The sequence below is a fragment of the Hydrogenophaga sp. genome (assembly GCF_030656115.1).
Taxonomy (GTDB): domain Bacteria; phylum Pseudomonadota; class Gammaproteobacteria; order Burkholderiales; family Burkholderiaceae_C; genus Hydrogenophaga.
This window is the reverse complement of record NZ_JAUSOO010000187.1, coordinates 1-16922: the sequence shown is the minus strand read 5'-3', so window position 1 is coordinate 16922 and position 16922 is coordinate 1. Positions and strand designations below refer to the sequence as shown.

At 65.1% G+C, this 16922-nt stretch carries 21 protein-coding genes; 15 read left to right on the top strand and 6 right to left on the bottom strand.

The features are described from left to right. The 9 genes from Q7J58_RS22755 to Q7J58_RS22715 all read left to right on the top strand — a co-directional run. Positions 1-636 (top strand): DALR anticodon-binding domain-containing protein (locus tag Q7J58_RS22755; RefSeq protein ID WP_304832385.1); only part of this gene is annotated, 636 nt, incomplete at its 5' end. A 14-nt stretch (positions 637-650) separates the two neighbouring features. Further along, the gene (locus tag Q7J58_RS22750) at positions 651-1343 is read left to right on the top strand and encodes an SPOR domain-containing protein (protein WP_304832384.1); all 693 of its coding nucleotides are present in this window, start codon (positions 651-653) and stop codon (positions 1341-1343) included. Between the two features lie 76 nt (positions 1344-1419). Beyond that, a complete protein-coding gene (locus Q7J58_RS22745; RefSeq protein WP_304832383.1) occupies positions 1420-2073 on the top strand; it encodes a thiol:disulfide interchange protein DsbA/DsbL in 654 nt (217 codons plus the stop codon). Positions 2074-2191: 118 nt separating this feature from the next. After that, positions 2192-2833, top strand: a complete 642-nt coding sequence (gene lptA, locus Q7J58_RS22740) for a lipopolysaccharide transport periplasmic protein LptA (protein WP_304832381.1) — start codon at positions 2192-2194, stop codon at positions 2831-2833. Continuing rightward, positions 2830-3621, top strand: coding sequence for an LPS export ABC transporter ATP-binding protein (lptB, locus tag Q7J58_RS22735; protein WP_304832379.1), 792 nt, complete (start codon positions 2830-2832; stop codon positions 3619-3621). Before lptA ends, lptB begins: the two co-directional genes overlap by 4 nt. A 115-nt stretch (positions 3622-3736) precedes the next feature. Further along, entirely contained in the window at positions 3737-5374 is a 1638-nt protein-coding gene (gene rpoN / locus Q7J58_RS22730) for an RNA polymerase factor sigma-54 (protein WP_304832377.1), read from the top strand. A 126-nt stretch (positions 5375-5500) separates the two neighbouring features. Further along, positions 5501-6880 (top strand): THUMP domain-containing protein, encoded by a 1380-nt coding sequence (locus Q7J58_RS22725; protein WP_304832375.1) that lies wholly within the window; start codon positions 5501-5503, stop codon positions 6878-6880. Positions 6881-6941: 61 nt separating this feature from the next. Beyond that, positions 6942-7397: a putative toxin-antitoxin system toxin component, PIN family gene (locus Q7J58_RS22720; protein WP_304832373.1), complete on the top strand. Its 456-nt coding sequence runs from the start codon at positions 6942-6944 to the stop codon at positions 7395-7397. Then, positions 7394-7786 (top strand): glutathione S-transferase N-terminal domain-containing protein, encoded by a 393-nt coding sequence (locus Q7J58_RS22715; protein ID WP_304832371.1) that lies wholly within the window; start codon positions 7394-7396, stop codon positions 7784-7786. The genes Q7J58_RS22720 and Q7J58_RS22715 overlap by 4 nt, the downstream gene beginning before the upstream one ends. Here Q7J58_RS22715 and Q7J58_RS22710 read toward each other — a convergent pair. Genes Q7J58_RS22710 through Q7J58_RS22700 form a run of 3 tightly spaced genes read right to left on the bottom strand, consistent with a single transcriptional unit; the run spans position 7756 to position 8704 of the window. Further along, positions 7756-7911, bottom strand: coding sequence for a hypothetical protein (locus Q7J58_RS22710; protein WP_304832369.1), 156 nt, complete (start codon positions 7909-7911; stop codon positions 7756-7758). The two genes, Q7J58_RS22715 and Q7J58_RS22710, sit on opposite strands and share 31 nt — an antisense overlap. A 23-nt stretch (positions 7912-7934) precedes the next feature. After that, the gene (locus tag Q7J58_RS22705) at positions 7935-8243 is read right to left on the bottom strand and encodes a hypothetical protein (RefSeq protein WP_336623523.1); all 309 of its coding nucleotides are present in this window, start codon (positions 8241-8243) and stop codon (positions 7935-7937) included. Further along, positions 8240-8704, bottom strand: coding sequence for a helix-turn-helix domain-containing protein (locus Q7J58_RS22700; protein WP_304832367.1), 465 nt, complete (start codon positions 8702-8704; stop codon positions 8240-8242). The genes Q7J58_RS22705 and Q7J58_RS22700 overlap by 4 nt, the downstream gene beginning before the upstream one ends. Before the next feature lie 89 nt (positions 8705-8793). Here Q7J58_RS22700 and Q7J58_RS22695 point away from each other — a divergent pair, with 89 nt between their 5' ends. From Q7J58_RS22695 to Q7J58_RS22685, 3 genes are all read left to right on the top strand, one after another. Next, positions 8794-9648 (top strand): SDR family oxidoreductase, encoded by an 855-nt coding sequence (locus Q7J58_RS22695; protein ID WP_304832365.1) that lies wholly within the window; start codon positions 8794-8796, stop codon positions 9646-9648. Positions 9649-9919: 271 nt separating this feature from the next. Beyond that, positions 9920-10735 (top strand): UPF0149 family protein, encoded by an 816-nt coding sequence (locus tag Q7J58_RS22690; protein ID WP_304832362.1) that lies wholly within the window; start codon positions 9920-9922, stop codon positions 10733-10735. Between the two features lie 545 nt (positions 10736-11280). Next, positions 11281-11766 carry a response regulator gene (locus Q7J58_RS22685; protein WP_304832361.1) on the top strand — a complete coding sequence of 162 codons (486 nt, stop codon included), beginning with the start codon at positions 11281-11283 and terminating at the stop codon, positions 11764-11766. A 122-nt stretch (positions 11767-11888) separates the two neighbouring features. Here Q7J58_RS22685 and Q7J58_RS22680 read toward each other — a convergent pair whose 3' ends face one another. Then, the gene (locus Q7J58_RS22680) at positions 11889-13391 is read right to left on the bottom strand and encodes an FAD-linked oxidase C-terminal domain-containing protein (protein ID WP_304832359.1); all 1503 of its coding nucleotides are present in this window, start codon (positions 13389-13391) and stop codon (positions 11889-11891) included. 71 nt (positions 13392-13462) lie between these two features. On the opposite strand from Q7J58_RS22680, the gene Q7J58_RS22675 reads away from it, so the two are divergent. Both Q7J58_RS22675 and Q7J58_RS22670 read left to right on the top strand, forming a co-directional pair. Next, positions 13463-13627 (top strand): hypothetical protein, encoded by a 165-nt coding sequence (locus Q7J58_RS22675; protein ID WP_304832358.1) that lies wholly within the window; start codon positions 13463-13465, stop codon positions 13625-13627. Next, positions 13624-14046 (top strand): Hsp20/alpha crystallin family protein, encoded by a 423-nt coding sequence (locus Q7J58_RS22670; RefSeq protein WP_304832356.1) that lies wholly within the window; start codon positions 13624-13626, stop codon positions 14044-14046. Before Q7J58_RS22675 ends, Q7J58_RS22670 begins: the two co-directional genes overlap by 4 nt. Before the next feature lie 126 nt (positions 14047-14172). On the opposite strand, the gene Q7J58_RS22665 is transcribed toward Q7J58_RS22670, so the two are convergent. Together Q7J58_RS22665 and purU are read right to left on the bottom strand one after the other, a co-directional pair. Next, positions 14173-15042: a LysR substrate-binding domain-containing protein gene (locus Q7J58_RS22665; protein ID WP_304832355.1), complete on the bottom strand. Its 870-nt coding sequence runs from the start codon at positions 15040-15042 to the stop codon at positions 14173-14175. Positions 15043-15073: 31 nt separating this feature from the next. Next, positions 15074-15922 carry a formyltetrahydrofolate deformylase gene (gene purU, locus Q7J58_RS22660; protein ID WP_304832353.1) on the bottom strand — a complete coding sequence of 283 codons (849 nt, stop codon included), beginning with the start codon at positions 15920-15922 and terminating at the stop codon, positions 15074-15076. A gap of 133 nt (positions 15923-16055) precedes the next feature. On the opposite strand from purU, the gene Q7J58_RS22655 reads away from it, so the two are divergent. Next, on the top strand, positions 16056-16922 hold an 867-nt coding region (locus Q7J58_RS22655), incomplete at its 3' end, for an aminotransferase class III-fold pyridoxal phosphate-dependent enzyme (protein WP_304832351.1).

Genomic DNA, 16922 nt, shown 5'->3' with positions numbered 1-16922 from the left:
GTGCGCGCCGGCCTGCAGGCCGCAGGCGTGGGCATTCCCCAGGGCTACCCCGACTACGTGCTGCACACCATGGTGCGCGTGGTCAAGGGCGGTGAAGAGGTGAAAATCAGCAAGCGCGCAGGCAGCTATGTGACCCTGCGCGACCTGATCGAATGGACCAGCAAAGACGCCGTGCGCTTCTTTCTGCTCAGCCGCAAGCCCGACACCGAATACACCTTCGACGTCGACCTGGCGGTGCAGAAGAACAACGACAACCCGGTGTATTACGTGCAGTACGCGCACGCCCGCATTTGCTCGGTGCTGGCGGCCTGGCAGGAAAAAGAGGGCGGCGACCCGGCCACGCTCCACAGCGTGAACCTGGCCGCGCTGCAAAGCCCGGCCGCGCAGGCACTGATGCTGCTGCTGGCCAAGTACCCGGCCATGTTGAGCGACGCCGCGCGCGACTTCGCGCCACACGACGTGACCTTTTACCTGCGCGAGCTGGCTGCCTGTTACCACAGCTACTACGACGCCGAACGCATTCTGGTGGACGACGAAGCGGTGAAATGGGCCCGCCTGGCGCTGGTGAAAGCCACGGCCCAGGTGTTGCACAATGGGCTGGCGGTGCTGGGCGTGAGCGCCCCGCAAAAAATGTGAGCCTGGAATCCTCTATGAAAAAACCTTCTTTGCCGGCCCGACAGCAGCGTGGCAGCACCTTTGTGGGCTTTGTGGTGGGCCTGTTGGTGGGCTTGGGCATGGCCTTGTCGGTGGCCATATATGTGACCCGCGTGCCTGTGCCGTTCGTGGACCGCGGCGTGTCGCGCAAACCCGCGCAAGATGTGGAGGAAGCCGAGCGCAACAAGGGATGGAACCCCAACGCCGCGCTGGGCAGCAAAGGAGTGCCTGCGGCCCCACCGGTGCCCACGGGCCTCGAAGCCGGCACCATCGTGGTTCCCCCGGCCGACGGCCAGGCCTTGCCTGCGCCCGGAGTTCCTGCCGCAGTGCAGGCGCCGACCCGGCCCGAGCCCGCCGCCGATCCCCTGGGTGACCTGGTGCGGTCGCGCCTGGGGTCGGCCACGCCCGCGCCCGCGCCTGCGCCCGCCACAGCCGATGCGACTGCGGCCGACCCCTTCACCTACTTTGTGCAGGCCGGCGCTTACCGCACAGCCGAAGACGCTGAAGCCCAGCGCGCCAAGCTGGCCATGCTCGGTATCGACGCCCAGATCACGGAGCGCGAACAGTCGGGTCGCACGGTGTTTCGTGTGCGGGTGGGGCCGTTCAACCAGAAAGCCATGGCCGACGTGACCCGCGAGCAACTCGACATCAACGGCGTCGAAGCCGCACTGGTGCGCGTGGAGCGCTGAAACCCGCCCAAGCGCTGTGCTGGGAACTTTTCCCACGTCGGCAGCCCCCAAATGCCCCAACCAGGAGTTTGAATCCATGCAACGTCGCGAATTTTCCCGTTCCCTGCTGGCGGCCGGTGCCACCACCGCTTTGGGCGCCACGGCGGCCCTGACCCTCACCCCTGCGCACGCCCAGCTCGCCGGCCTGAAAGAGGGCGCTGACTTCGTGCGCCTGGGCCGCCCGGCCCCGGTCGACAGCCCGACGGGCAAGATCGAAGTGCTCGAGTTTTTTGCCTACACCTGCATCCACTGCTACAACTTTGAGCCCCTGCTCAGCGACTGGATGAAGAAGGCTCCCGCCCATGTGGTGGTGCGCCGCACACCGGTGGCTTTCAACGACGCTTTTGTGCCTTTGCAGCGCTTGTATTACGCGCTCGACGCCATGGGGCAGGTGGATGCGCTGCACGAAAAGGTGTTCCGCGCCATCCATGTGGACAAGCAGCGCCTGAACTCGTCGGAAACCATCACCGCCTGGGTCACCGCTCAAGGCGTGGACCGCGAGAAATTCACCGGTTTCTTCAATTCTTTTGCTGTGGCGGGCAAAGCCCGGCGGGCCACCCAAATGCAAGACGCTTACCAAGTGGAGGGAACGCCCTCGCTCGGCGTGGGTGGCCGCTACTATGTGACGGGCCAAGGTCCGCGCACCTTGGTGGTCGCCAACGCGCTGATTGACGATTTGCGCAAAGCCTGACGCTCGGCGTCTGTTCACAAGCCCGCCGCGTGCGGGCTTCGTGCTTTATGGGCCGGCAAAGTCTCTTGCACAACAGCCGCAAACCCGGGTTCGCGCCGCTACAATGAATGCAAGTTTCGTGCCCTACATTGCCATGCCCACCTTCCCCTTGTTTCACTTCTTTCGCTCACTGGCCGCTGTGCTGGTGATCGGCCTGCTGTGCGTGGGTGCGGCTCAGGCCGAGCGTGCAGACCGCAACAAGCCCATGAACGCCGAGGCCGACGCGCTGCGTTACGACGACGCCCGCCAGACCAGCGTGTTCACCGGCAACGTGGTGATCACCAAGGGCACCATCGTCATCCGCGGTGCCCGGGTTGAAGTGCGGCAAGACGCCCAGGGCAACCAGTTCGGCACCGTCACCGGCAGCCCCGGTTTCTTTCGCCAGAAGCGCGATGTGGGCGATGAATTCATTGAAGGCGAGGCCCAGCGCATTGAATACGACAGCCAAACCGAGACCGTGCGCTTCATGGGCAGCGCGGTCCTGCGGCGCTACAAAGGCACGCAAGTCAACGACGAAACTTCGGGCAGTGTGATCACCTACAACAGCAGCAACGACACGTTTGCGGTGGACGGTGGCGCAGCCAACCGCACCCCCGGCAACCCCACGGGCCGCGTGCGGGCCCTGCTCACGCCGGTGCCCAAAGACGGTGCGACCGCCGCCCCCAACGCACCGCCCGCTTCGCTGCGCCCCAGCGGCCAGATCGGCGAGGGCCAGCGGTGACGGCGCCCGCCACGGCAGCGGCGGCCCGCCTCAACACCCGCCCCACCACCAGCCGCCTGGAAGCGCTCGGGCTGAAGAAAGCCTACGGCAGCCGCCTGGTGGTCAAAGACGTGTCGCTCGCCATCGACAAAGGCGAGGTGGTGGGTTTGCTGGGCCCCAACGGTGCGGGCAAAACCACCTCGTTCTACATGATCGTGGGCCTGCTGCGCTCCGACGCGGGCCAGATTTTGCTGGACGGTCAGTCCATCGAGCGCCAGCCCATCCACCGCCGTGCCCGGCTCGGGCTGGGGTACCTGCCGCAAGAAGCGTCCATTTTTCGCAAGCTCTCGGTGGCCGAGAACGTGCGCGCCGTGCTGGAACTGCAGCTGGACGACGCGGGCAAACCCCTCAAGCCCGCCGCCATCGAGGCGCGTCTGGATGCCTTGCTCAAAGACCTGCACGTGGACCACCTGCGCGATTCGCCCGCGCCCGCACTCTCGGGCGGTGAGCGACGCCGGGTGGAGATTGCCCGCGCCCTGGCCACCAACCCGCGCTTCATCCTGCTTGACGAGCCCTTTGCGGGCATCGACCCGATCGCCGTGATCGAGATCCAGCGCATCATCGGTTTCCTGAAATCGCGTGGCATCGGCGTGCTCATCACCGACCACAATGTGCGCGAAACGCTGGGCATCTGCGACCGCGCTTACATCATCAACGAAGGCCACGTGCTCACCAGCGGCACGCCCGCCGAGATCGTGGAAAACGCCGACGTGCGCCGGGTGTACCTCGGCGAGCACTTCAGGATGTGATGAATATGGCCTCTCTGTGTTTCTCTCCATGCCGTTTGCGGCCAGCCAGGGGCATTGGCGCTCTGGCCGGCGGCGCCGTTGAACTTCGTTTCGTTGCCCAGACGGGTGCCCGCTCATGAAGCAAGGTCTCTCGCTCCGCGTCTCGCAGCACTTGGCACTGACACCGCAGCTGCAGCAGTCCATCCGTCTGCTGCAACTCTCCACCCTGGAAATGGCGCAGGAAGTCGAGCAGATGCTCGACGAAAACCCGTTTCTGGAGCGGACCGAGGAGGTGGCCGACCGGGAAGCGTTTGGCCTGGAGCAAATCGACGCGCCCGTGAGCGCGGGTGAGCAGATCACCGACGCCGCACACGTCACGGCAGACGTTGCGGCACCGCCGTCGGAGCGCGTTTCGACCACCGACAGCCCGTCCGAAAGCACGCCTGGTGACGAACTGGAAGGCCGGCTCGACGGCGCCACCCCGGTGGAGGAAAGCTGGGAAGGCGACGGCACCGTGGAGATGGCGCCCGACGACAGCGAATGGGGTGGCGACGCTCCGGCGCGCAACAGCGGATCGGGCGACGACGACGAGACCGCCACCGCAGCCGACCTGGCCCGCGTGCCCGTCAGCCTGCAAGACCACCTGCACGAGCAGGCCCGCTGCCTGCGACTGAGCGACGAAGATCGCGCTGCCCTGTACCTGTTGATCGAGTCGCTCAACGACGACGGTTACCTGGAAGACAGCCTGGCCGACCTGGCTGCGGCGTGGCTCAGCCTGTCCCACCCGTCAGCCTCTGAAGACCCGGAAGGTCTGGAAGCGCTGCGCGAGGAGCTGGAGCAGCGCCTCACCACCGCCCTGCATTGGCTGCAGCACATGGAGCCCGCTGGCGTGGGTGCCCGCGACCTGGGCGAATGCCTGCGGCTGCAAATTGAGGAAATGCGCAACAGCCCCGAAGCCCGCGCCGCGCTGGCCATTTGCAAGCAGCCGCTGGAGCTCATGGCCAAGCGCGATGTGAAGCGCCTGTGCGCGCTGTGCGGTATTGACGACGAAACCGTCCGCGCTGCGCTGAGCCTCATTGCGCGGCTGGAGCCCAAACCCGGCCGCCGCTTTGTGGACGTGGAGCGCAACGTGGTGGTGCCCGACGTGATCGTGACCCGCGCCGGCCGGGGCTTCAAGGTGCAGCTCAACGCCGAAGTCATGCCGCGCCTGCGCGTGCACGACGTGTACGCCAACGCCATGCGCGGCAACCGCGGCGGGCGCGACGGTGGTGCTGGTGGCGAAGCCGGCCACGCCGCCATGCAGCAGCGGCTGCAAGAAGCGCGCTGGTTCATCAAAAACATCCAGCAGCGCTTTGACACCATCCTGCGCGTGTCCAGCGCCATCGTCGAGCGCCAACGCAACTTCTTCATGCACGGTGAGCTCGCCATGCGCCCGCTGGTGCTGCGCGAAAATGCCGAAGAACACGTTCTGCACGAATCCACCATCAGCCGCGTGACCACCGCCAAATACATGGCCACGCCGTTCGGCACCTACGAGCTGAAGTATTTCTTTGGGTCGTCGCTGGGCACCGAAACCGGCGGCAACGCGTCCAGCACCGCCGTGCGGGCGCTGCTCAAGCAGTTCATCGCGTCTGAAGAACCCGCCAAACCGTTGTCCGACAACCAGCTTTCCGACCTGCTCAAAGAACAAGGCATCGAATGCGCACGGCGCACCGTGGCCAAGTACCGCGAAGCGTTGCGCATTGCGCCGGCCAATCTGCGAAAAAGCTTGTAACCCCTCGCCCCGCTTCGCGCCACCCCCAGGGGCTGCACCCACGGCCCGGTCAAGCCGGCTCCGTGGTGCATGCTGGAAAGGGTCAGCGCACCGGACGCACCGTAGCCTTTGCTGAAGCCACTTCTCATGAACCAACTCAAACTCTTTCTCCCCTGCGCCGCTGGCGTGGAGGGTTCCCTGGCCACGGAGGTGCAGCGCATCACCGGCGAGCCACTGGCTTTCAAGGCGCGCGGCGGTGTGGGGGTGATGGCCTCGTGGCGCGACGCCATGCGCCTGAACCTGCACAGCCGCCTGAGCCAGCGCGTGCTGGTGCAGCTGTGGCACGGCGGCTACCGCAGCGAGCAAGACCTGTACAACGCCGCTGGCGACATCGCCTGGGAAATCTGGTTCACCCCCGCACAGACCATCAAGGTCGAGGTGACGGCGCAGCACAGCCCGCTCACCAGCCTGAACTTCGCCGCGCTCAAGATCAAGGACGCCATCTGCGACCGCTTTCGCGCCAAGCGCGGCGAACGCCCCAGCGTCAACACCACCTGGCCCGATGTGCGCATCTACGCCCACCTCACCACCGAAGAGCTCACGCTCTACATCGACACCTCGGGCGAGCCGCTGTTCAAGCGCGGCTGGCGCGAAGACAAGGGCGACGCCCCGCTGAAGGAAACCCTGGCCGCCGCCATGATCGCCGCCACCGGCTGGAACGGCGGCGAGGCCGAGTCGCTGGACGCCATCACCCCGCTGTACGACCCCTGCTGCGGCAGTGGCACCGTGGTGATTGAGGCCGCGCAAATCGCGCTCCACATCGCACCGGGCTTGCTGCGCCGCTTTGCGTTCGAGAAGATGGTGCCCTTTCAGCCCCACGTGTGGAGCGCCATCCAGGACGAAGCCGAGCGCGACATACGCGACTGGCCCGAGGGCCACCCGCCCATCGTGTTCGGCAGCGACGTGTCCTTCCGCATGGTCGACTTTGCCCAGCGCAACGCCGAGCGCGCCGGCGTGGCCCACGCCATGGAACTGCGCGGCGGCGACGCGCTGCAGCGCCTGCCCCCCACCCCCAAGCCCGGCGTGATGCTGCTCAACCCGCCCTATGGCGAGCGCATTGCCGCGGCCGGCGTGGCCGGTCAAAGCTCGGAAGACCGCGCCAGCGCCCGTGCCCAGCGCATGGAACCCCGCGCTCCGCGCACCTTCACGGTGGCGGGCAAGGCCGCACCACCCGCGACCGGCCTGGGCCGCGCGGATTCGGAGGTCTCGCGGCTGGGCCGCGAGAGCGCCCAGATGGCCGACGGCGGCGACGGCAGCGAATTTTTTCAGCAGCTCGCCGCCCACTGGAAAACCCACTATGCCGGCTGGAGCGCCTGGCTGCTCACGCCCGACCTCAAGCTGCCCGGCAAGATGCGCTTCAAGGAATCGCGCCGCGTACCGATGTGGAACGGCCCCATCGAATGCCGCCTGTTCCGCTTCGACTTGATCGCCCGGCGAGCCCCTGACGCCACCCCGCCAGCGGCATGAGCGTCGTCCAGGCCGTTCCGAAGGCGCTCAGCCTCGCCGTGCGCAGCGCGGGGGGTGTCCAGTGAGCGCTGACACGCCAGTGACGCTGGTGATCGACACCAACGTCGTGCTGGACCTTTTCGTCTACGACGACCCGGCCACGGTGCCGCTGCGTGAGGTGCTGGCCGAACCGCAGACCCGCTGGTTCGCCACGCCCGTCATGCGCGAAGAGTTGCGCCGCGTGCTGGCCTACCCGCAGGTGGTCAAGCGCCTGGCCGCACGCTCGTTGAGCGCCGACACCGCGCTCGCCGCCTTCGACGCCCGCACCCAGCTCACCGGCATCGCGCCCAGGGCGCCCTATGTCTGCAAAGACACCGACGACCAGCCATTCATCGACCTTGCCGTCGCCCACACCGCCACCCTGCTGAGCAAAGACAAGGCCGTGCTGTGCATGGCCAGGCGCCTGGCCCGGCTCGGCGTGAGCGTGCGCCGCCAATGGGCGCCTTCTGCAACCCAACCTCTACAGATCACCCCATGAAAACAATCATCCGCGCTTTCTTCAGAACCGTGCGCACCGTGCTGGGGCCGTTCATGCTGCTGAAGGAGCGTCTCACCCAGCCGTGCGGCGTGGTGCGCGAGCCCGCTGCGCAAACCACGGTGAACCTGCAGTGCCAAAACCTCGCGCTCTACCAGTTCAGCACCTGCCCGTTCTGCATCAAGGTGCGGCAGGAAATGCGCCGCCTCTCGCTGCCCATCGAACAGCGCGACGCGCAGCACAACGCGGCGAACCGCGCCGAACTGCTGCAGGGCAGCGGCGCGACCCAGGTGCCTTGCCTGAAGATCACCGACGCGGCGGGTCAGAGCCAGTGGCTGCTCGACTCGACCGCGATCATCAGCTACCTGCGCGGGCGTTTCGCCGTGGTCTGAGCTTCTCCCGTTTCCAGGATGCGGGCGCACAGACACGCATCCACCAGCGCGGCGATGGGTTTGCCGTCCTTGTTGATGGCGGTGCTGTCGTTGCGGTGGTGCACCTGGTTGGGCATGTCGTTCAAATGCTGGCGCAAGGCAACGGCGCTCAGCCTGCCTGCAAGCCAGCGCTCACCTCGTCCGCATCCGGCCGCTCAAACACCGCGTTGTGCCGCGCCGTCAGCGGTCCTCCGCCCGGCACCACCTCACCCTGCAAGGTGGTGCCCATGGCCTTGAATTTCCACACCGCGCCGATGCGTTTCAAGTTGCCCACCTGCTGGCCGGCGGCGTCCAGCACGGCGAAAACGCCCTCGTTCACGGGCCGAAGAACCAACGGTCCCTGGGCGTTCACTGGCGTGGCCACATCCTGCGGCCTGCTGTGCGCGCTGGCTTGCGAACGGCCCGGCGTGGCGTTCATGCCAGCGTCCGCACGCCGTGGCGCACGCCTGGGCGGGGCTGATCCGCGGCCAGCGCGTCGGCCCGCTCGCGCCGCCCGCTGAGGATGCGCGCCAGGTTGACCTCGATCCAGTCGGCCAGTCCCTCCACCTGCCGTGCCACCTCCACCCCCATTGGCGTGAGGCTGTATTCCACGTGCGGCGGCACCACCGGGTACTGCGTGCGCAACACGAAGCCGTCGCCCTCCAGCCACTGCAGCGTCTGCGCCAGCATCTTTTCGCTCACACCGCCGATCTTGCGGCGCAGGTCGCTGAAGCGGTGCGTGCCCGCCAGCAGCGCCACCAGCACCAGCACGCCCCAGCGGCTGGTCACGTGCTGCAGCACGGCGCGCGAGGGGCACGCGGCCGCGAACAGCTCGCCGCGCTCCATCAGCGTGGCAAGGGCCGGGGCTTCGGTGTTCAACGGTGGCTCGTTGGCATTCATGGGGTACTTACCTTTGTGTGCGTACTTACGAAAAGTTTGTTTTATCGGTATTCTCCACTCCTCTGTTCATCCCCACAAGGAGTTTTTCCATGATTGCCATCACCGGCGCCACCGGCCAGCTCGGCCGCCTCGTCATCCAGAACCTGCTCAACACCGTGCCCGCCAGCCAGATCGTGGCCGCCGTGCGCAGCCCTGAAAAAGCCGCCGACCTCGCCGCGCTCGGCGTGCAGGTGCGCCAGGCCGACTACGCCCAGCCCGCCACACTAGACGCCGCCTTCCAGGGCGTGGACAAGCTGCTGCTGATCTCGTCCAGCGAAGTCGGTCAGCGCGCCCCGCAGCACGCCGCCGTCATCGCCGCCGCACAAAAGGCCGGCGTCAAGCTGCTGGCCTACACCAGCCTCCTGCGCGCCGACAGCTCGCCGCTCGGCCTGGCCGCCGAACACAAAGAAACCGAAGCCATGTTGCGCGCCTCGGGCCTGCCCCATGTGCTGCTGCGCAACGGCTGGTACACCGAAAACTACACCGGCAGCGTGCCCGCCGCGCTGCAATACGGCGCCGTCATGGGCAGTGCGAAAGACGGGCGCATCGCCTCCGCCGCACGGGCCGACTACGCCGCCGCTGCGGCCGCCGTGCTCACGAAAGAAGGCCAGGCCGGCCAAGTCTACGAACTCGCCGGCGACAACGCCTACACCCTGGCGGAACTCGCTGCCGAAATCGCCAAGCAGTCCGGCAAGCCCGTGGTCTACAACGACCTGCCCGAAGCCGACTACAAGGCGGCGCTCGTGCAGGTGGGCCTGCCCGAAGGCTTCGCCGCGCTGCTGGCCGACTCCGATGTGGGCGCATCGAAAGGCGCCCTGTTCGACGACAGCCACCAGCTCAGCCAGTTGATCGGCCGCCCGACCACGCCGTTGGCGGAAGTGGTGAAAACCGCGTTGGCGGGCTGATCCGCCACAGCGAGGCCCGCCCACCGCAAGCAATGCTAAAGCGTCCTGCAGGCGGGTCGTGCCGCCCGCAGCCACCTTCAGCCCATGCGTGTCAACCATGGTCGTGGACACGTCTGAACCAATCAGCGCGATCCGCACGGGCACGTTCCGCAGCGCCGCCAGCAGGCACAAGGCAAAGCACGGGTGGCGGTGAATTGGCCCAGCAGGGTGTCTTTCAGGTGTGCAGCAAGGCTACACTGACCGACATCATCCAAACTGCCCTTTCACCGCCATGACGAACGAAGCCCCGAACCTGCCCACCGAGCCCATGGACCACGACGATTTTGATGCGCTCGACGCCATTCTGGACGACCTGCGCACGCGTGGCGAGGAGGTGCCGCAATGGGAGTTTTGCGAAGGCGCCATGGCCGCGCTGCTGTGCACGCGCCGCCTGATCTTGCCGAGCGAGTTCTTCCCGGTGCTGCTGGGCACGGGCGACAGCACGCCCGGTGCAGCCGGCAGCGACGAAGAAGACACCTACTTTGCCGACGCGGCGCAACGGGCCCAGTTCATGACGCTGTGGACACGGCGCTGGAACGAAGTGGCTGCAGCGCTGAACAGCGATGTGCAAACCCTGGACGACGAGCGCAGCTACCACCCCGAGGTGATGGACGTGCGCGGCGCGGTGGCCAGTTTGCCCGAAGAAGCCCGCGCCGAAATCGGCGACCAAGAGCTGCCGGCGTTTGGCCAGGTGTGGGCGCTGGGCTTCATGTTTGTGGTGGAAAACTGGGCCGAAGAATGGGCCGCACCGCGCGACAAAGAAGCGGCGGCCATGCTGAACGACGCACTGGACGCGATCGTGGAGCTGACGGAAGACGACACCGACACGCCCACGGTGTGCATGCACAGCGACGACGGCCCACCCAGCGTGAGCGATGCACGCCTGAACAACTTTGGTGCCGCCATTTGGGCGGTGTACGACCTGCGTCAAATTTGGCAGAGCCTGGGCCCCCGGGTGGAGTCCGTGCGCAAGGCAGAGACCCCCGGCCGCAACGACCTCTGCCCTTGCGGCAGTGGGAAAAAATACAAGAAGTGCCACGGCGCTTGAACTGAAATACCCGCTTTCAGCGCGTTGGTGAAGAAAATGACGCAATGCGCTGGATTCAACCTGGAAACGGCAGTTGACCGCGCTCCAACCGCTGGAAATGATTGTGAATGCTGAGAATTTGCCTACGAGAAAGCTCAATTTTTGGGTGAATGCGCTTGCACCCCGATTGAGCCGCCAGGGTGCGCGCTGGCGGCGTTGCGCTTCCTTGCGGGCCGTAGCCCGCTGCGTCGTGCACACTCTGGCAGCCCACTCGGGCCTGTCCCACTGCTGTTTCTAGGTTGAAAAACGGGAACACCCATGGGTTTTTGAAAAATGCATGGGTTCTGTCGTTCCGACCTGCGCGCACGGGGAACTGCGGGCCCATCCGCAGGATGAGGTTTGTATCTATTCAGACGGATTGTCGGAGGCTGAAAATGCAGAAGCGCAGAAGCCGTTTGGTGCAGACCGCGTTCGATGGTTTTTAAATGCCAAAAGCACGCAGTTCAGCAAACCCCTTTGGTTTTTGCATTTGCACAGCTTTTCCACGAATCACAGAAGGCCCATAAATGAGTAGCGAATCAAGCACACCAATGCCACCGGGTGCTCCCGCAGCGCCTCTTGAAGGCATCCGACTGTTGGTTGTTGACGATAGCAAAATCAATCTTTTGGTGGCTGAAAAGCTGTTGCTCCATGCGGGTGCGTCGGTTCATCTGGAATGCAATGGTTGTACGGCTGTGGAGTGGTTAAAGAAAAATGGTCGAAATACGGATCTTGTTTTATTGGATGTGCAAATGCCCATCATGGATGGGTTGACCGCCGTAGGTTTGATACGGTCCGACCCTGATCTGTGTCATTTGCCTGTGGTTGCCATGACCGGTGCCGATTCTGACGAGGAAATGGCCCATGCGTTGGCTTGTGGCATGACGGATCACGTCATAAAACCCTTCAACTACAAGACGCTGGTGGCCGTGGTTTTGCAGCACGTTCAAAAGAATCCAGGATCTGCGGTTTCTTTGGCGTCTGAGACGGTTGTTTTGGGGGTGGTTAAGTAAGCGGGAGCAACCGTTGATAAACGGTTGAACGACACACTCCATCCGTAAACTGTGATGCCATGGCTTCGTCAACCCCGATGCTTCAATTGGGGCTGTGATTCGGGAGAGGTCGTCAAACCTTCTTAAAAGCGGGGCAATTCCGGGTGTGCCAGTCGGCCACCGCGCACCAGCATCTTCCCGTATTCGGCGCAACGTTGCAGCGTGGGAATGACTTTGCCGGGGTTGAGCAGCTCTTGGGTGTCAAAGGCCCGCTTGACGGCAAACATCTGCTCGTTTTCTGCCGCGCTGAACTGCACACACATGCTGTTGAGTTTTTCCACGCCGACACCGTGTTCGCCGGTCACGGTGCCGCCCATGACCACGCTGGTTTCCAGAATATCGGCGCCGAAGAGCTCGCAGCGGTGCAGTTGGTCGGGGTCGTTGGCGTCGAACAGGATCAACGGGTGCAGGTTGCCGTCGCCAGCGTGGAACACGTTGCAGCAGCGCAGGCCGTACTTCTGTTCCATTTCACCGATGGCGATCAGGATGTCGGCCAGGCGCTTGCGCGGGATGGTTGAGTCCATGCACATGTAGTCCGGGCTGATGCGGCCCGAGGCCGGGAAGGCGTTCTTGCGGCCGCTCCAGAAACGCAGGCGCTCGGCTTCGTCCTGGCTCACGGCGATGGCGGTGGCGCCGCAGCGGCGCAACACATCGCTCATGCGGCCGATTTCTTCTTCCACCTCTTCGGGCGTGCCGTCGCTCTCGCACAGCAGGATGGCGGCGGCGTTCAGGTCGTAGCCGGCGTGCACGAAGTCTTCGACGGCAGCGGTCATGGGCCTGTCCATCATCTCCAGCCCGGCCGGGATGATGCCGGCCGCGATGACGGTGGCCACGGCGTCACCGGCCTTCTGGATGTCGTCAAAGCTGGCCATGATGCAGCGCGCCAGCATGGGCTTGGGCACGAGCTTGACGGTCACTTCGGTGGTGATGGCCAGCATGCCTTCGCTGCCGATCACGAGCGAGAGCAGGTCCAGGCCGGGCGTGTCCAGCGCCTCGCCGCCAAACGTGACCGGCTCGCCTTCGATGGTGTAGCCGCGCACCGCCAGCACGTTGTGCACCGTGAGTCCGTATTTCAGGCAGTGCACGCCGCCCGAGTTTTCGGCCACGTTGCCGCCGATGGTGCAGGCGATCTGGCTGCTGGGGTCGGGTGCGTAATACAGACCATGCGGCGCGGCGGCTTCGGAAATGGCCAGGTTGCGCACACCGCCTTGCACCAGCGCCGTGCGCGAACGGGGGTCGATCTTGAGGATGCGGTTGAACTTGGCCAGCGACAGCGTGACACCCCGTGCATGGGGCATGGCGCCGCCCGAGAGGCCGGTACCCGCACCGCGTGCCACCACCGGCACGTTCAGTGCATGGCAGGCTTTGAGCACGCCCGCCACCTGGGCTTCGGTTTCGGGCAGCACCACGACCAGCGGGCGTTCGCGGTAGGCGGTGAGGCCGTCGCATTCGTAGGGCACGGTGTCTTCGGCCTGCCAGAGCAGGGCGTGTGCCGGCACCACGGCGCTCAGGGCGCGAACCACCTCGGCCTGGCGGCTGGCGCGGTTGAACTGGGCAACGTGAGCGGGTGTGGTGGGGGCGTTCATGTCGGCTCGGTGGGGGTGGGCTGGGCTGAAAGGCAGTTTAGGCCAAAGCGGTTCGCGGAGTTTGAAGAAACTTGCAGCGTTTTGTGAACTGGCCGGCGGCAGTTGCGGGGCCTCTTGAAAATTTTGCGCCTGAACACCATTTTTTGGGTGAGGCGCTGGTGCGGTTTCAACCGCTTGGCACCTTTCATTTGTATCAACCCACGCCAGCCCATGGCATCAAAGGAGCAGAATCATGAATGGATTGATGACCCGCAGTGGATTGTTGGACGATTTTTTCAAGGACGTGGCGCCGGGCTTTTATGTGAAGCCTCTGCACGGCGACCCCTTGCCCGCGCAAATCAAGGTGGACGTGAAAGAAACCCCGGCCGCCTACTTGGTGCAGGCCGAGGTGCCGGGTGTGCCCAAGGAGGACATTCAGGTCACGGTCGAGGGCAACGTGGTCACGCTGCGGGCTGAGGTGAAGCAGCAGGATGCGCAACACCGCGATGAAAAGCTGCTGCGCAGCGAGCGCTATTTTGGCGCTGTGTCGCGCAGTTTTCAGCTACCGGTCGACATTGATCAGGCACAGGCCAAGGCCCGTTACGAACACGGTGTGTTGAGCTTGACGCTGCCAAAGAAGACCGCCAGCGGTGGGCAGCGCCTGACCATTGAATAACCCCCGGCGCCGCCTGCGGCGTCACCCCCAGGGGCGATGCGAGTGGCCCGGCGAAGCCGGTTCCACCGCATTCTGTGCTGAAACCCTTCGCGCCTGAGATGCCGTGGGCCCTCCTCCGCACGGGGTTCAGCTCAGGCTTTTTTTGAGCCATTCGGCAAAGGCAGCGCACTCCCAGCGGTCCATGGTCCCGGTGCGCCAGCACAGGTAGTGGGCGTGCGGGCTGGGCACGTGGCGTTCGTACAGCGGCACCAGCGTGCCGTGTTCCAGCCAGGGTGCGGCCAGCTTGAGCCGCACCAGCGCCACGCCCATGCCGGCGGCGGCGCCGTCGCACATGAGGCCGATGTCGTTGAACTGCGAGCCGTCCACGGGTTCGGGCCAGTCGAGGTTGTGGGCGGCAAACCAGGTGCGCCAGGGCTCCAGCGGGCTGCGCAGCAGGGGCACGCCTTCCAGGTCTTCGGGGGCGTCAAACGGGCCGTGCTCGCGCGCGAAGGCAGGCGATGCCAGAGGCGTCACCTCGTCCTTCATCAGGCAGACGTGCTCCACGTCGGCGTAACGGCCGGTGCCGAAACGGATGGTCAGGTCGGCGTCTTCGGCCACCACGTCCAGCAGGGGAATGCTCACCTGCAGCGTGAGATCGATCTCGGGGTAGGTCTCACTGAACTGCTTCAGCCGCGGCAGCAGAATGGAGCGCGCAAAGGTGGGCGTGACCGCCAGCCTGAGTTTGCGCCGCCCGGGGGTGGCGGTGTTGCTGGGAAATTTTTGCAGGGTGGCCAGGCCTTCGCGCACATGGGCCAGGTATTCGCTGCCCTCGGTGGTGAGGGAAAAGTCGGCCCGCCCAAACAGCTTGGTGCCCAAAATTTGTTCCAGCTGCTTGATGCGGTGGCTCACCGCGCTGGGGGTGACGCACAGCTCTTCGCTGGTTTGGGTGACGCTGCGCAGGCGCGCCAGCGCCTCGAACGTGAGCAGGCATTGGATGGGCGGGATGCGGATGGTCATGCCGTTGTTTCCTTGAACCTGCTGTTGAGGCTTATTTGAAGACCACGGTTTTGTGCCCGTTGAGCAGCACGCGGTGTTCGCTGTGCCACTTCACAGCGCGGGCCAGCACCTGGCTTTCGGTGTCGCGGCCCAGGGCGGTCAGGTCTTCCACGGTGTCGGTGTGGTCCACGCGGGCCACGTCCTGCTCAATGATCGGGCCCTCGTCCAGATCGGCCGTCACGTAGTGGGCTGTGGCGCCGATCAGCTTCACGCCCCGGTCGTGCGCCTGGTAGTAAGGCTTGGCACCCTTGAAGCTGGGCAAAAAGCTGTGGTGGATGTTGATCGCCTTGCCCGAGAGCTCGCGGCACAGGTCGTTGCTCAAGATCTGCATGTAGCGCGCCAGCACCACCAGCTCGGCGCCTTCGCTGCGGATGATCTCCAACTGCTTGGCCTCGGCCTGTGCCTTGGTGGCACCGGTCACCGGGATGTGGTGGAACGGCACGTTGTAGCTGGCCGCGAGCTGGTAGAAGTCGCGGTGGTTGCTGACGATGGCGCGGATGTCCAGCGGCAGCAGGCCGCTCTTCCAGCGGAACATCAGGTCGTTGAGGCAGTGGCCTTCTTTGCTGACAAAAATGACCGTGCGCACCGGCTCGGCCATGGGGTGCAGGGTCCATTGCATCGCAAAGGGCTCGGCAAACAGCTTCAGGCGCACGCGCAGGTCGTCCTGGGTGAGCTGGCCGCAGGCGAACTGAACCCGCATGAAAAACAGGCCGGTGTCGGGATCGTTGTACTGGGCCGCTTCTTCGATGTTGCCGCCGTTGTCCAGCAGGAAGCCCGAAACAGCGTGCACGATGCCAGGGCGGTCCTGGCAGGAGAGGGTGAGAACGTAGTGGTGTTGCATGGCGCTGCGATTGTCGCAGCATGGCCGCCGGTGGGCCTGCCGGTGCGCACAGCAGTGGAGCCACTGGCAGGGGTGTGGGATGCCAAAATCCCGCACCGCCCATGTTTCACCGAACAGCACAGGAGCCAACAGCATGACCCACGAGCTTCGCATGGACAACCAGTGGTTGCCCTTCACCCCCAACCGCAGCTTCCAGAAAGACCCCCGCGTGTTTGTGGCCGCCGACGGCATGCACTTCACCACGCACGATGGCCGCCAGGTGATCGACGGCATTTCCAGCCTGTGGTGCGTGGGCGCCGGCCACAACCGCCAGCCCATCAACGAGGCGATCAAAAAACAGCTGGACACGCTGGACTACGCCACGGCGTTCAGTGTGAGCAACGACAAGGCGTTTCGCGCTGCCGAGATGATTGCGGCCATGGCGCCGGGCGACCTGAACAAGGTGCTGTTCTGCAACTCGGGCTCGGAGGCGGCCGACACGTCGCTGAAGGTGGCGCTGGCCTACCACCGCGCGCGCGGCGAGGGCCACCGCAACATCTTCATTGGCCGCGAGCGCGGCTACCATGGCGTGGGTTTTGGGGGCATGTCGGTCGGTGGCATTCCGGCCAACCGCAAGGTGTACGGCACCAGCCTGCTGCCGCGGGTGGACCACATGCGCTTCATCCACGACCCGGTGAACCATGCCTACATCCACAACGCCGAGCCGGTGTGGAGCGAAGACCTGCTGCTGGAGCTGGAAATCCGCATCTTGCCGCTGCACGACCCGAGCAACATCGCCGCCGTGATCGTGGAGCCGGTGGCGGGCTGTGCGGGCTGGTACGTGCCTCAGCAGGGTTACCTGAATAGGCTCAGGGAGATTTGCGACAAGCAAGGCATTTTGCTGATCTTTGTCGAGGTGATCACCGGGTTTGTCCGTCTGGTCACCGCCTTTGCGTCTGACTATTACGGCGTGCAGCCCGACATGCTGAACTTCGCCAAAGCGGTGACCAACGGCGTGTTT

What these genes read in the sequence shown, in the direction of transcription:
- Q7J58_RS22670 (WP_304832356.1), top strand. Translation starts at nt 13,624, where the DNA reads ATGAATGGATTGATGACCCGCAGTGGATTGTTGGACGATTTTTTCAAG.
- Q7J58_RS22700 (WP_304832367.1), bottom strand. Translation starts at nt 8,704, where the DNA reads ATGAATGCCAACGAGCCACCGTTGAACACCGAAGCCCCGGCCCTTGCC.
- Q7J58_RS22695 (WP_304832365.1), top strand. Translation starts at nt 8,794, where the DNA reads ATGATTGCCATCACCGGCGCCACCGGCCAGCTCGGCCGCCTCGTCATC.
- Q7J58_RS22685 (WP_304832361.1), top strand. Translation starts at nt 11,281, where the DNA reads ATGAGTAGCGAATCAAGCACACCAATGCCACCGGGTGCTCCCGCAGCG.
- Q7J58_RS22690 (WP_304832362.1), top strand. Translation starts at nt 9,920, where the DNA reads ATGACGAACGAAGCCCCGAACCTGCCCACCGAGCCCATGGACCACGAC.
- Q7J58_RS22680 (WP_304832359.1), bottom strand. Translation starts at nt 13,391, where the DNA reads ATGAACGCCCCCACCACACCCGCTCACGTTGCCCAGTTCAACCGCGCC.
- Q7J58_RS22715 (WP_304832371.1), top strand. Translation starts at nt 7,394, where the DNA reads ATGAAAACAATCATCCGCGCTTTCTTCAGAACCGTGCGCACCGTGCTG.
- Q7J58_RS22665 (WP_304832355.1), bottom strand. Translation starts at nt 15,042, where the DNA reads ATGACCATCCGCATCCCGCCCATCCAATGCCTGCTCACGTTCGAGGCG.
- Q7J58_RS22725 (WP_304832375.1), top strand. Translation starts at nt 5,501, where the DNA reads ATGAACCAACTCAAACTCTTTCTCCCCTGCGCCGCTGGCGTGGAGGGT.
- purU (WP_304832353.1), bottom strand. Translation starts at nt 15,922, where the DNA reads ATGCAACACCACTACGTTCTCACCCTCTCCTGCCAGGACCGCCCTGGC.
- Q7J58_RS22705 (WP_336623523.1), bottom strand. Translation starts at nt 8,243, where the DNA reads ATGAACGCCACGCCGGGCCGTTCGCAAGCCAGCGCGCACAGCAGGCCG.
- rpoN (WP_304832377.1), top strand. Translation starts at nt 3,737, where the DNA reads ATGAAGCAAGGTCTCTCGCTCCGCGTCTCGCAGCACTTGGCACTGACA.
- Q7J58_RS22750 (WP_304832384.1), top strand. Translation starts at nt 651, where the DNA reads ATGAAAAAACCTTCTTTGCCGGCCCGACAGCAGCGTGGCAGCACCTTT.
- Q7J58_RS22745 (WP_304832383.1), top strand. Translation starts at nt 1,420, where the DNA reads ATGCAACGTCGCGAATTTTCCCGTTCCCTGCTGGCGGCCGGTGCCACC.